The 13,411-nt window shown below is 70.1% G+C and carries 11 protein-coding genes; 8 read left to right on the top strand and 3 right to left on the bottom strand.

What is annotated here, in order from left to right:
• Positions 1–8 precede the first annotated feature (8 nt).
• The 5 genes from J2739_RS14635 (at position 9) to J2739_RS14615 (ending at position 6,768) form a co-directional block, all read left to right on the top strand.
• The gene (locus J2739_RS14635; protein ID WP_309902817.1) at positions 9–3,338 is read left to right on the top strand and encodes an efflux RND transporter permease subunit; all 3,330 of its coding nucleotides are present in this window, start codon (positions 9–11) and stop codon (positions 3,336–3,338) included.
• A gap of 31 nt (positions 3,339–3,369) precedes the next feature.
• On the top strand, positions 3,370–4,053 hold the full coding sequence (locus J2739_RS14630; RefSeq protein WP_309902815.1) for a protein-L-isoaspartate O-methyltransferase family protein: 684 nt from the start codon (positions 3,370–3,372) through the stop codon (positions 4,051–4,053).
• Positions 4,053–4,391, top strand: a complete 339-nt coding sequence (locus J2739_RS14625; RefSeq protein ID WP_309902813.1) for a rhodanese-like domain-containing protein — start codon at positions 4,053–4,055, stop codon at positions 4,389–4,391. The genes J2739_RS14630 and J2739_RS14625 overlap by 1 nt, the downstream gene beginning before the upstream one ends.
• Before the next feature lie 20 nt (positions 4,392–4,411).
• On the top strand, positions 4,412–5,932 hold the full coding sequence (locus J2739_RS14620; protein WP_309902811.1) for a TolC family outer membrane protein: 1,521 nt from the start codon (positions 4,412–4,414) through the stop codon (positions 5,930–5,932).
• Between the two features lie 104 nt (positions 5,933–6,036).
• On the top strand, positions 6,037–6,768 hold the full coding sequence (locus J2739_RS14615; protein WP_309902810.1) for an oxygen-binding di-iron domain-containing protein: 732 nt from the start codon (positions 6,037–6,039) through the stop codon (positions 6,766–6,768).
• Between the two features lie 9 nt (positions 6,769–6,777).
• On the opposite strand, the gene J2739_RS14610 is transcribed toward J2739_RS14615, so the two are convergent.
• Positions 6,778–8,139: a 3-deoxy-D-manno-octulosonic acid transferase gene (locus tag J2739_RS14610; RefSeq protein WP_309903029.1), complete on the bottom strand. Its 1,362-nt coding sequence runs from the start codon at positions 8,137–8,139 to the stop codon at positions 6,778–6,780.
• A gap of 19 nt (positions 8,140–8,158) precedes the next feature.
• On the bottom strand, positions 8,159–9,541 hold the full coding sequence (locus J2739_RS14605; protein WP_309902807.1) for a phosphomannomutase/phosphoglucomutase: 1,383 nt from the start codon (positions 9,539–9,541) through the stop codon (positions 8,159–8,161).
• 113 nt (positions 9,542–9,654) lie between these two features.
• Here J2739_RS14605 and J2739_RS14600 point away from each other — a divergent pair, with 113 nt between their 5' ends.
• Genes J2739_RS14600 through J2739_RS14590 form a run of 3 tightly spaced genes read left to right on the top strand, consistent with a single transcriptional unit; the run spans position 9,655 to position 12,696 of the window.
• Positions 9,655–11,202: a DNA-3-methyladenine glycosylase 2 family protein gene (locus J2739_RS14600; protein WP_309902806.1), complete on the top strand. Its 1,548-nt coding sequence runs from the start codon at positions 9,655–9,657 to the stop codon at positions 11,200–11,202.
• A 16-nt stretch (positions 11,203–11,218) separates the two neighbouring features.
• Positions 11,219–11,716 carry a methylated-DNA--[protein]-cysteine S-methyltransferase gene (locus J2739_RS14595; protein WP_309902804.1) on the top strand — a complete coding sequence of 166 codons (498 nt, stop codon included), beginning with the start codon at positions 11,219–11,221 and terminating at the stop codon, positions 11,714–11,716.
• A 14-nt stretch (positions 11,717–11,730) separates the two neighbouring features.
• Entirely contained in the window at positions 11,731–12,696 is a 966-nt protein-coding gene (locus J2739_RS14590) for a DMT family transporter (RefSeq protein ID WP_309902803.1), read from the top strand.
• A 45-nt stretch (positions 12,697–12,741) separates the two neighbouring features.
• Here J2739_RS14590 and J2739_RS14585 read toward each other — a convergent pair whose 3' ends face one another.
• On the bottom strand, positions 12,742–13,383 hold the full coding sequence (locus J2739_RS14585; protein WP_309902801.1) for a DUF1345 domain-containing protein: 642 nt from the start codon (positions 13,381–13,383) through the stop codon (positions 12,742–12,744).
• Positions 13,384–13,411: the final 28 nt, after the last annotated feature.

Raw genomic sequence — 13,411 nt, 5'->3', positions numbered from 1 at the left:
GTATTGCCATGTGGTTCACCCGCGTCAGCCTGAAGAACCCGGTCTTCGCGACCATGCTGATGCTGGCGCTGGTAGTGCTGGGCGTCTTCTCGTACCAGCGGCTGCAGGTCGACCAGTTCCCGAACATCGACTTCCCGGTGGTGGTGGTGATCACCGACTATCCCGGCGCCTCCCCCGAAATCGTCGAGAGCGAGGTGACCAAGAAGGTGGAGGAAGGCGTCAATTCGATTGCTGGCATCAACGCCCTGACCTCGCGAAGCTACGAGGGCCAGTCGGTGGTGATCATCGAGTTCCAGCTCTACGTGGAGGGGCGCAAGGCGGCCGACGACGTGCGCGAGAAGGTGGCGGCGGTGCGGCCCCTCTTCCGCGACGAGGTGAAGGAGCCGCGCGTGCTGAGATTCGACCCGGCTTCGCGGCCGGTGTGGTCGGTGGCCGTCCTGGCCGATGGCGCAACGCGCGACGCCGGGCCGCCCCAGGGCGCGAGCGTCCGCTCGGGGGGCAGCGCCGCACGCGCACCGGCAGGCGTGGCGGCCGCATCCCGTCAGCCCAGCGCCGTCGAACTCACCAACTGGGCCGACCAGGTGCTCAAGAAGCGCCTGGAGAACGTGCGCGGCGTCGGGTCCGTGACGCTGGTGGGCGGCACCAAGCGCGAGATCAACATCTATCTCGACCCGCAGGCCATGGAGGCCTTCGGCGTCAGCGCCCAGCAGGTGGTGGAAGCGGTGCGCAGCGAGAACCAGGCACTGCCGGTGGGCGCGGTGCGATCCCTGGAGCAGGAGCGCGTGGTGCAGATCGACGCGCGCATGGAGCGGCCCGAGGACTTCGGCCGCATCATCCTCGCGCGCAAGGGCGGCGCCCCGATCCGCATCGACCAGGTCGCGCGGGTGAGCGATGGCGCGCAGGAGATCGACAGCCTCGCCCTCTACAACGGCCAGCGCACGCTGCTGCTGTCGGTGCAGAAGGCGCAGGACGAGAACACCATCCAGGTGGTGGACGGCCTGCGCAAGGCGCTGGCCGACATCGGACCGCAGCTGCCGCCGGGCGTGAAGCTGGAGCCCATCGGCGATGCCTCGCGGCCCATTCGCGTGGCGGTGGACAACGTGCGCAAGACCCTGATCGAGGGAGCCCTGCTCACGGTGCTGATCGTCTTCCTGTTCCTCAACTCCTGGCGCTCGACCGTGATCACCGGGCTCACGCTCCCCATCGCGCTGATCGGCACCTTCTGGTTCATGGCCATGTTCGGTTTCACCATCAACATGGTCACGCTGATGGCGCTGTCGCTGTGCGTGGGGCTCCTGATCGACGACGCCATCGTGGTGCGCGAAAACATCGTGCGCCATGTGCAGATGGGCAAGGCGCCCTACCCCGCCGCGCTCGACGGCACGCAGGAGATCGGGCTGGCGGTGCTGGCAACCACGCTGTCCATCGTCGCGGTGTTCCTGCCCATCGGCTTCATGGAAGGCATCATCGGCAAGTTCTTCCACGAGTTCGGCATCACCATCGTGGCCGCCGTGCTGATCTCGATGTTCGTGAGCTTCACGCTCGACCCGATGCTGTCGAGCGTGTGGCACGACCCATCGATCCACGCACATGGACAGCAGGGGCAGCGCAAGGCCGGCCTCTACGACAAGACCGTCGGGCGCGTCACCGGCTGGTTCGACCGCGCGACCGATCGCCTCGGCCAGGGCTACCAGTCCATCCTGCGCTGGTCCCTGGCGCACCGGCTCGCAACCCTCGCCGCGGCCGTCGGCATCTTCGTGCTGAGCGTGACGATGGTGCCGCTGCTGGGCACCGAGTTCGTGCCCAAGGCCGACTACTCCGAAACCACGGTGAGCTTCTACACCCCGGTCGGCTCCTCGCTGGAAGTGACCGAGGCCAAGGCCCGCCAGGTCGAAGGCATCCTGCGCGAAATGCCCGAGGTGCGCTACACGCTCGCCACCATCAACACCGGCGACGCGCAGGGCAAGATCTACGCGAGCATCTACGTGCGCCTGGTCGACCGCAAGGACCGCAGCCGCAGCGTGGACCAGATGTCCACCGTGCTGCGCGAGCGCCTGCGCGCCGTGCCCGGCATCACCGTCACCCACGTGGGCTTGCGCGACTCGGTGGGCGGCAACAAGCAGATCGAGTTTTCGCTGCAGGGCCCCGACCTGCCGGAGCTGGAGCGGCTCTCGCAGCGGGTGATGGAGGCCATCCGCCCCATCCCGGGCCTGGTCGATCTCGACTCGAGCCAGAAGCCCAACAAGCCGACCGTGAACGTGGTGCTGCGCCGAGACGCCGCCTCCGACCTGGGCCTCGGCGTGGCGCCGATCGCCGCGGCCCTGCGCACCCTCGTGGCCGGCACCACGGTGGGCAACTGGCGCGCGCCGGACGACCAGACCTACGACGTCAACGTGCGCCTCGCGCCCGAGGTCCGCAACTCGCCCGCCGACCTGGCGCGCCTGCCCTTCGTCAGCACCGCGATGGGCGCCAATGCCGATGGTTCCAGCCGCATCGTGCGCCTGCAGCAGGTGGCGGACGTGCGCGAGTCCACCGGCCCCAACCAGATCAACCGGCGTGCGCTGGCGCGCGAGGTCAGCCTCAATGCCAATGTCGCGAACCGATCCGCGGGCGAGGTCTCGGCCGACATCCGCAAGGCGCTGGCAGGCATCGCCTTCCCGCCGGGCTACGGCTGGCAGTTCAGCGGCTCGACCAAGAACATGGCGGAGTCCTTCGGCTATGCGGTGTCGGCGCTGGCGCTGGCGATCATCTTCATCTACATGATCCTGGCCAGCCAGTTCAAGAGCTTCCTGCAGCCGCTGGCGCTGATGACGGCGCTGCCCCTCACGCTCATCGGCGTGGTGGTGGCGCTGATGATGTTCGGTTCCACCCTCTCGATGTTCTCGATCATCGGCATCGTGATGCTGATGGGCCTGGTGACCAAGAACGCGATCCTGCTGGTGGACTTCGCCATCCGCGCGCGCGAGCCGGTACTGGCGGCCGACGGCAGCGCCACGCCCGGCCTGCCGCGGGCCGAGGCCCTGCTGCTGGCGGCCCGCGTGCGGCTGCGCCCGATCCTGATGACCACGCTGGCCATGATCTTCGGCATGGTGCCGCTGGCCTTCGCGCTCAGCGAGGGCTCCGAGCAGCGCGCGCCCATGGGCCAGGCCGTGATCGGCGGCGTGATCACTTCCTCGCTGCTGACCCTGGTGGTGGTGCCGGTGGTCTATTGCTACATGGACGACCTCGCCCAGTGGGCAAGGCGCATCTGGCGCGGCGAGAAGAGGAAGTCCGCCCAGGGCACGGAGACCGCCCCGGACACGACAAGGCCCGCCTCTAGAATCGAAAGTTTGTCTTGAATCGACCCCGACCCGCACGAGGAAAACTCCCATGAACGCCACCCACGACCTGGAGCGCCTGCGCTTCAACATGATCGAGCAGCAGATCCGACCCTGGGATGTGCTGGACTTCGAGATCCTGGACCTGCTCGGCCAGGTCCGGCGCGAGGACTACGTGCCCAAGGCCCACCGCGGCCTCGCCTTCTTCGACATGGAAATTCCGCTCGAAGGCGCCACCCGCAGGGAGCCCGGCCAGTGCATGCTCTCGCCCAAGGTCGAGGCCCGCATGCTGCAGGACCTGCACGTGAAGAAGCACGAGACCGTGCTCGAGATCGGCACCGGCTCCGGCTTCATGGCCGCGTTGCTGGCGCACCGCGCCGCGCAGGTGCTGACGCTGGAGATCGATGCCGGCCTGGCGGCAGTGGCCGCCGAGAACCTGCGCCGCAACGGCGTGAACAACGTCGAGGTGCGTAACGCCGACGGCGCCGTGCCGCTGGCCAGCGGCCCGACCTTCGACGTGATCGTGCTCAGCGGCTCCGTCGCACGCCTGCCCCAGGGGCTGATGGGCTCGCTCAAGATGGGTGGCCGCCTCGCCGCCATCGTGGGCGACGAGCCCATGATGCGCGCCCACTTCGTGACCCGCGTGGGCGAGGGCAAGTGGGACATCCTGCAACCCTGGGACACGGTCGCCCCGCGCCTCCTCAATTTCCCGGCGCCCTCGCGCTTCGCTTTCTGATGGTCGACCAGGTCCCCCCGAGCCGGCTGGCCGACTGGTTCGCGCTCGACGCAACCGCGCCACCCGTGCTGCTGGATGTGCGCGAGCCCTGGGAACGGCAGACCGCCAGCGTCACGCCGCAGGGCTTCACGCTGGTCGCCATCCCGATGAACGAGATCCCGGCGCGCCTTGCCGAGCTCGACCCCGCCCAGCGCATCGCCTGCCTCTGCCACCACGGCGCGCGCAGCCAGCGCGTGGCCGCCTTCCTCGCCCAGAACGGCTTTGCCGAGGTGGCGAACGTCGCCGGCGGCATCGACGCCTGGTCGATCCAGCACGACGCCTCCGTTCCACGCTACTGACCCCCGATCAAGGACCCTTCATGCCCGTGCTCCGGCTTCTCCCCCTCACGGCGGCCATCGCCGCCGCGATCGCATTGCCGGCGCACGGCCAGAGCCTGGTCGACCTGTACGACTCGGCGCGCGGCTACGACGCGACCTACCAGGCCGCCCGTGCCCAGTACGACGCCAGCCTGGCGCGCGCCGCGCAGGCCAAGGCCGGCATCCTGCCGAGCGTCGGCCTGTCGGCCGGCGCCTCGCACACCGAGCTGGACGTCAACACCCCGCTGGGCAACACGAACCGCGGCTTCAACACCCAGACCGCCGGCATCAATGCGACGCAGCCGCTCTACCGCCCCGCCAACTGGGCCACCTACGAGCAGAGCAAGCGCCAGGTCGACATCGCGCAGGCGGTGCTCACCATCGCCGACCAGGACCTGGTGGTGCGCGTGAGCCAGGCCTACTTCGACGTGCTCGCCGCGCAGGACACGCTGTCGCTGGTGCGCGCGCAGAAGGCCGCCGTGGCCGAGCAGCTGGCGGCGGCCAAGCGCAACTTCGAGGTCGGCACCTCGACCATCACCGACACACGGGAGGCGCAGGCGCGCTTCGACCTCGTGGTATCGCAGGAGATCGCGGCCGAGAACGACCTGCAGGTCAAGAAGATCGCGCTCGACCAGCTGGTCGGCCGCCCCGGCAGCGTGCCGGTACCGCTGGCCGCGCCGGTGCAGCTGCCCGATGTCGCGCCGGCGGACATGAACGCCTGGGTGGCGCAAGCCGAGGAGGTGCATCCGTCCATCCGGCAGGCGCGCCTGGGCCTGGACGTGGCCACGCTCGAGGTCGAGAAGGCGCAGGCCGGCCACAAGCCCACCATCGATGCCAACCTGGGCTACAACGTCAGCAACAACCCGCAGGGCACCAGCACCACCACGACCAGGTCGCGCATCAATGCAGCGACCATCGGCGTCACCTTCAGCATGCCCCTGTTCGCGGGCTACGCGATCGAGAACCGGGTGAAGGAAACGCTGGCGCTGGAAGAGCAGTCGCGATCGGTGCTCGAATCGACGCGCCGCAGCGTGACCCAGGCCACCCGCGCGGCCTACCTGGGGCTGGTCTCGGGCGCCGGCCAGGTGAAGGCGCTGGAGGCCGCGGAAGCCTCCAGCCAGAGCGCGCTCGATGCCAACCGCCTGGGCTACCAGGTGGGCGTGCGCATCAACATCGACGTGCTCAATTCGCAGAGCCAGCTCTACCAGACCAAGCGCGACCTGGCGGTGGCGCGCTACAACGTGCTGCTCGGCAACCTGAAGCTGCGCCAGGCCAACGGCACGCTGACGCCGGACGACCTGCGCGCGATCAACGGCACGCTGGCCACCGATGGCCGGCCCGCGGTCGACATGACCGTCACGCCGCCGCAGCCCCCGAGCTCGGCGGCCGGCGCGGCAGGACGCCCCGGCACCCCGATCGTCATTCCGCCCGTGCCGCCGGTGCAGACGCCGCCCTTCACGCCCCCGCCTCCGACCATGCCCTCGCCGCCTCCGCCGCCGGTGATCCTGCCGCCCACGCGATAAGCCGTTCTTCAGGGACGCCCGGGACTGCGCCCGGGCACCGAATCGGAGTAAGGTGGTGCGCCCCGGCGATTCGTTCGCCGCTCCACCGTGCACAGGAGAGACCCATGACCACCGACCCACAGGCGGGCACCAACGTGCAGGAAATCGCGGCCGGCATCTTCCGCATCAACACGCCCGTGCCGCTGCCCGATGGCCAGTTGTTCAGCTTCAACCAGTACCTGGTGATCGATGACCAGCCGCTGCTGTTCCACACCGGGCCGCGCGGGCTTTTTCCGCTGGTGAGCCAAGCCATCGCACGCGTGATGCCGCTGGAGCGCCTGCGCTACATCGGGCTGTCCCACGTGGAAGCCGACGAGTGCGGCGCCTTGAACCTGTTCCTGGCGGCCGCGCCGCAGGCCGTCCCCCTGTGCGGCAGCCTCGCGGGCATGCTGTCGATCGGCGACATGGCCGACCGCCCGCCGCGCACGCTCGCCGACCGCGAGGACCTGGTGCTCGGCAGCCACACGATGCGCTGGTTCGACACGCCGCATCTTCCGCACGGCTGGGAATGCGGACTGATGATGGACACGCAGACGCGCACCTTCTTCTGCGGCGACCTCTTCACACAACCGGGCCACAGCGAAAAGGCGCTGGTCGACACCGACATCCTCGGGCCCAGCGAAGCCTTCCGGCAGCAGATGGACTACTACGCGCATGCGCCGCAAAGCGCCGCCATGCTTGCCGGGCTCGCGCAGCAGGCGCCGCGCACGCTCGCGTGCATGCACGGCAGTGCGTGGCAGGGCGATGGTGCGGCGCTGCTGGGCCAGCTCTCGGACGCGCTGTCGGCAGCGCACTGAGCCGCGCCCCTAGTCCAGGCTCGGCTCGGCCCGCTCCTCCAGCGACGCAGGCATCGGCGCCTTCTCCGCAATGGCCAGCAGTGCCGCCGCCGTGCGCTGCGCCGCACCGCGGTTGGCATTCGCGAAAGCCTGCGCCGCCTCCGACATCGCGTCGCGCCGGTCCTGGTGCTCGACCAGCTTGAGGGCGGCCGTCACCGCATGCTCCATGTCGCTCACGCGCAGCGAGGCGCCGGCGGCCAGCGAGAGCTCGGCGGCCTCGGCGAAGTTGTAGGTGGACGGGCCCATGATCACGGGGCAGCCGCAGGCGGCCGCCTCGATCAGGTTCTGGCCGCCGAGCGCCTCGAAGCTGCCGCCGAGCAACGCGACGTCGGCCAGTCCGTAGTAGAGCGCCATCTCGCCGAGCGAGTCGCCCAGCCAGATCTCGGACTCGGCCGGCGCGCCGGCGGTACTGCGCCGCGCGACCGCGAAGCCGTGCGATTCGATCAGCGCCGCGACCTCGTCGAAGCGCTGCGGATGGCGCGGCACGATCATCCACTGCACCTCGTGCACGCGGCGGGCAATCGACTGCACCGCATCCTGTTCCGGCGGCACCGGCGCGAGCGCGCCGAAGCGCTTGAGCACCTCCAGCAGCTGCGCCTCCTCGCCGTCGCGCGAGCTCGCCAGCATCACGACCGGCCGCGGCAGCTGGCCGCGCAGCCGGGCCGCGGTCGCGAGCTGGCGCGGATCGGGCGTGGCGTCGAACTTGAGGTTGCCGTACACGCCCTCGACCTTGGCGCCGAGCGAAACCAGCCGGTGCGAATCGGCCTCGGTCTGCGCCCAGACCGCCGCCAGCGAAGAGTAGGCCGGCCGCGCCAGCCAGGCCAGGCGCTCGGCGGAGGCCAGCGAGTTCTCGTTCAGGCGCGCGTTGGCCAGCACGAGCGGGATGCCGCGCTCGGCGCAGGCGGCCGTGAGCTCGGGCCAGACCTCGGTCTCCATCAGCACGCCGATGCGCGGCTGGAAGCGGTCCAGGAAACTGGCCACCGCAGCCGGCGCATCCCAGGGCTGCCACACCTGCAGGTCGCCGTCTTCCAGCAGCTTGGCGCCCTCCTCGCGGCCCGTGGCCGTGCCATGGGTGAGCAGGATGGGGATGCCGGGATACTGGCGCCGCAGCTCGGCGATCAGGATGCCGGCGGCACGCGCCTCGCCCAGCGAGACGGCATGGACCCAGCACCAGCCGGTGCCTGCCGCGGCCTCGTCATAGCGGCCGAAACGCTCCTCGACCGCATGGGCGTAGCCGGGCTCGGCCACGGCGCGCCGGCGCAGCTTGCGCCGCACCAGCGGTTGCGCAAGGGTAGTGAAGACGCCGTAAAGGCGCAGCAGCAGCGAACGCACGCTCAACGAAGATCCGGATTCAGTGGGCGGCTTCGGCCAAGGTCGCGTCGGGCTTCACGCCCTTGAGCAGCGCGAGGAAGTCGTGCTGGATGCGGTCCAGCGCCGCCTGGGTCTGGCCCTCGAAGCGCAGCACCAGCACCGGCGTGGTGTTGGAGGCGCGGATCAGGCCGAAGCCATCGGGCCAGTCCACGCGCAGGCCGTCGATGGTCGAGACCTTTGCGGGCGCCTCGAACTTCGCGGTGCTCACCAGCTGCTCGACCAGCGCATGGGGCTCGCCCTCCGCGCATTTCACGTTGAGCTCGGGCGTGGAGAAGCTGGTGGGCAGGCCGTTGAGCGCGTCGCTCGCATTGGGCGTCTTGCTCAAGATCTCGAGCAGCCGGCAGCCCGCGTAGGTGCCATCGTCGAAGCCGAACCAGCGCTCCTTGAAGAAGATGTGGCCGCTCATCTCGCCGCCCAGGGGCGAATCGATCTCCTTCATCTTGGCCTTGATCAGCGAGTGGCCGGTCTTGTAGATCATCGGCTTGCCGCCGGCGGCCTCGATCGCGGGCGCCAGGCGCTGCGAGCATTTCACGTCGTACACGATGGTGCCGCCCGGCACGCGCGAGAGCACGTCCTGCGCGAACAGCACCATCTGGCGGTCGGGGAAGATGTTCTGCCCGTCCTTGGTGACGATGCCCAGCCGGTCGCCGTCGCCGTCGAAGGCCAGGCCCAGCTCGGCGTCGCCTGCGGCCAGCGCCGCGATCAGGTCCTTGAGGTTCTCGGGCTTGCTCGGGTCGGGATGATGGTTGGGGAAGTTGCCGTCGACGTCGCTGTAGAGCTCGGTCACCTCGCAGCCGATCGCGCGCAGGATGGCGGGCGCCGAGGCGCCCGCGATGCCGTTGCCCGAGTCGACCACGATCTTGATGGGCCGCGCGAGCTTGACGTCCTCGACGATGCGCTGCGTGTAGGCCTGCGTCACGTCCACCTTGCGCACGCTGCCGCCGGGCGCGAGCCTGGCGCTGCCGGCTTCCATCACGCGGCGCAGGTCCTGGATCTCGTCGCCGTAGATCGCGCGGCCGGCCAGCACCATCTTGAAGCCGTTGTAGTCCTTGGGGTTGTGGCTGCCCGTCACCTGGATGCCGCTGCTGGCCAGCGTGTGGGCCGCGAAATAGAGCATGGGGGTGGTGACCGCACCGACATCGATCACCTCGACGCCGGTCGCCACCAGGCCGCGGATCAGGGCGTCGGCCAGTGCCGGGCCCGAGAGGCGCCCGTCGCGCCCGACCGCCACTGCCTTCTCGCCGGCCGCGCGCGCGGCGCTGCCGAAAGCCCTGCCGAGCGCCTCGGCGACCTCCGCATCGAGCGTGGTCGGCACGACGCCGCGGATGTCATAAGCCTTGAAGATCGATGCACTGAGCTGCATGGGCTTCCTTTGGGGTGAGTTCGAAAATTGAAGACCATTGTAGGCATGCGCTCTTGCTGCCAGATGTCCGGAAATGGCTACTCCTGGGTGCGGCGCTCCGTATCATCCGAGGCATGTCCCTGCCATCCGCCTCCCCCGCCGGACTCGAAAGCGACGCCTGCTACCTCGCCATGAAGGCCCACGACGCACGCTTCGATGGCTCCTTCTTCACCGGCGTGACCTCCACCGGCGTCTACTGCCGGCCGGTCTGCCGCGTCAAGCTGCCGCGGCGCGAGAACTGCCGCTTCTTCCAGCATGCGGCGCAGGCAGAGGCGGCGGGCTTTCGCCCCTGCCTGCGCTGCCGGCCCGAGCTGGCGCCGCGAGCGGCGAGCTGGTCCACCGAAGACGCATCGCGCATCCTCGCGCTGCAAGCGGCCCGGCTGATCGACGAGCCCGACGCGTGGGACGAGAACGGCCCCGGCGCCGCACGCATCGCCGCCCGCCTGGGCGTGAGCGACCGTCACCTGCGCCGCATCTTCGAGGTCCAGTTCGGCGTCTCGCCCCTGCAGTACCTGCAGACGCGCCGCCTGCTGGCCGCCAAGCAGCTGATCGCCGACACCCGCCTGCCGATGATGCAGGTGGCGCTCGCCAGCGGCTTCTCCAGCGTGCGCCGCTTCAACGCCGCCTTCGTCTCGCACTACGGCCTCAACCCGAGCACGCTGCGGCGCGCCGGCGCCGCTGCCGGGGCGCGCGGCGCCGGCTCGGTCGGCGTGCGCCTGGGCTACCGGCCGCCCTACGATGCCGCGGCGATGCTGGGCTTCTTCGCGCGCCGCGCCCTCGGCGGCGTGGAAGCCATCGAAGAAGCAGGCGGCCGGCCCCGCCTGGCACGCACGCTGCGCGTTGCGCAGGGCGAGCGCGTGCATGCCGGCTGGCTCCAGCTGCGCTTCGACGACGAGCGCGAACAACTGCTGCTGCAGGTCGGCGACTCGCTGGCGGCGGTGCTGCCGACGGTGATCAGCCGGGTGCGCGCCATGCTCGACCTGGATGCCGATCCCATGGCGATCAACGGCATCCTGCATGCCAGCTTTCCGCAGGGCGACGGGTTGCGCGTGCCGGGCACGGTCGACGGCTTCGAGCTCGCGGTGCGCGCCGTGCTGGGCCAGCAGATCACCGTCGCGGCCGCACGCACGATGGGCACGCGGCTGGTGCAGGCGCTGGGCGAGCCCATCGCCACGCCGGTCCCGGGCCTGGACCGGCTGTTCCCGACCCCCGCCGCCCTAGCGGCCGCGAGCGGGGATGCGCTGGGCCAGCTGGGCATCGTGCGGCAGCGGCAGTCCGCGCTGATCGCGCTCGCGAACGGCGTGCTGGAGGGCCGGCTGACCCTGCATGCAGGCGCCGACGTGCAGGCCACCCTCGCGGCGCTGCAGGCGTTGCCCGGCATCGGCGACTGGACCGCGCAGTACATTGCCATGCGCGCGCTGCGCTGGCCCGATGCCTTCCCGGCCGGCGACATCGCGCTGCAGAAGGCGCTGCGCGTGAGCTCCGCGCGCGCCGCGGCGGAGGCCTCGCAGCCGTGGCGGCCATGGCGCAGCTACGCGGTGCTGAGGGCATGGCACAGTCCCCTGCCCGCCGCCCCACCAGACATGGCCGCCCCGCCCACGCTCGAAAGCGTTTCCGCGTGAACGAGAGAGACACCCCATGAAATTCAAGAACACCACCCTTCACAGCTGCACCATCGCGAGCCCGCTGGGCGCCGTGACGCTCGCGGCCACCGATGCCAGCCTGGCCGGCGCCTGGTTCGAACATCAGCGCCACTGGCCCGACACCCGCGGCTGGCAGGACGACCCGGCCCATCCCGTGCTGCGCGAGGCCGCGGCCCAGCTGGCCGACTACTTCGCAGGACGCCGGCAGCATTTCGACCTGCCGCTGGACCTTTCGCACGGCACGGCATTCCAGCAGTCGGTATGGCAGGCGCTGCTGGCCATTCCCGCGGGCCGCACCACCAGCTACGGCGCGATCAGCGCAGGGCTTGGCAATCCCGCCGCGGTGCGCGCAGTGGGTTCGGCGGTGGGCCGCAATCCGATCAGCGTGATCGTGCCCTGCCATCGCGTGCTGGGCACCAACGGATCGCTGACGGGCTACGCCGGCGGCCTCGAGCGCAAGAGCGCGCTGCTCGAACTGGAAGGTGCCTTGTGAGCGAAGGCGAGTGCATGTCCGCGAACACGGCGGCCAAGCCCTTGGTTCCCGCGGCACCCGCACGTCCGGCCAGCAAGCGCTGGCTGGTCGACCTGGCGTTGCTGGGCATGCTGTGGGGCGCCTCCTTCCTGTTCATGCGCATCGGCGCAGCGGAGTTCGGCGCGCTGCCGACGGCCGCCGTGCGGGTCGCGATCGCCACGCTCTTCCTGCTGCCGCTGCTGTTCGCGGGCGGGCAATGGTCCAGCTTCAGGCAGCACTGGAAGCCGGCGCTGGCCATCGGCGTGGTCAATTCGGGGCTGCCCTTCGCCTTCTTCTGCTTCGCGCTGCTCACCATCAACAGCGGCTTGGGCGCGGTGCTCAACGCGACGGTGCCGATGTTCGGGGCGCTGGTGGCCTGGGGCTTCTTCGGGGAGCGGCCCGATCGTTCGCGCAGCCTGGGCCTCGTGATCGGCTTCGCCGGGGTCGCGATGCTGGCGGGCCGCAGCGCGGGCCTGCAATCCGGCGCGGACGAAGCGGCGGCGCTCTGGGCGATCGGCGCCTGCCTTGCAGCCTGCATCTGCTATGCCTTCGCGGCAAGCCTGGCGCGCAAGCACCTCTCGGGCGTGCCGCCGCTCGCCACGGCCACCGGCAGCCAGATCGGCGCCACGCTCGCCCTGGCGCTGCCGGCCTTGTGGCTGTGGCCGTCGCAGATGCCGAGCCTCAAGGCCTGGCTCGCGCTGCTGGTGCTGGGCACGGCTTGCACGGGACTGGCCTACATCCTGTTCTTCCGCCTGATCGAAAACGCCGGCCCGGCACGCGCGCTGACCGTGACCTTCCTGGTGCCGGTGTTCGCGCTGTTCTACGGCGCTGTCTTCCTCGGCGAGCAGATCACCCAGTGGATGCTGGTGTGCGCGGTGGTGATCGTCTGCGGGGTGGCCTTGTCGACGGGGCTGGTGAAGCTCGGGCGGCAGCGCGCGCCCGACCTCATGCGGCAGAAGTGAAGGCTGCCGAAAGGCGGACATCCGGATGTTCCCGCCTGGCCTCTGTCAGATCGCCCCCGCCACCACATTGATCGACAGAGCCAGCACCAGCATGTTGAAGGCAAAAGACAGCACGCTGTGCACGAGCGTGATGCGGCGCATCTCGCGCGAGCACACCTGCACGTCCGACACCTGCGAGCACATGCCGATCACGAAGGCGTAGTAGAGGAAGTCGAAGTAGTCCGGGTCGAGCTTGCCTGGAAAGTCCAGGCCGGGATGACGGCTCGGCTCCGCCTGGTAGTAGCGGTGCGCGTAGTGGAAGCCGTAGATCGTGTGGATCATGAACCACGAGACCGCGAGCGCGAGCAGCCCCAGCACGATGTGGCCGATGCGCTCGGCCCCGCCCACCTGCCCGACCTCCTTGAGCAGCAGCACGATCGTCACCACGCTGACGGCGACGCCGGACACCATGGCGGCCAGGATCAGCGCGTTGGGCTGGTCGAGCGACCGGGCGCGCGCCCGCGTGCTGTCGGCGTCCGAGGTCTCGGCCAGCCACCAGGCGGGCAGCAGGTAGGCCGCGGCGCCGCAGGACCAGCCCAGGAGGCCGCGGGCGACGCCGAGCAGATGCCAAGGCATCAGGCCCACGGCGATGCCCACGGCCGTGCCGAGCAGCAGCCGCTGCCAGCCCGTCATTTGCGTGAATCGCATGCGCATGCCGGGCACTTTAGCGTGCAGC

Origin of the sequence: Variovorax soli, assembly GCF_031454625.1 — a bacterium.
GTDB lineage: Bacteria > Pseudomonadota > Gammaproteobacteria > Burkholderiales > Burkholderiaceae_C > Variovorax > Variovorax soli_A.
This window is presented reverse-complemented; position numbering and strand designations above follow the sequence as displayed.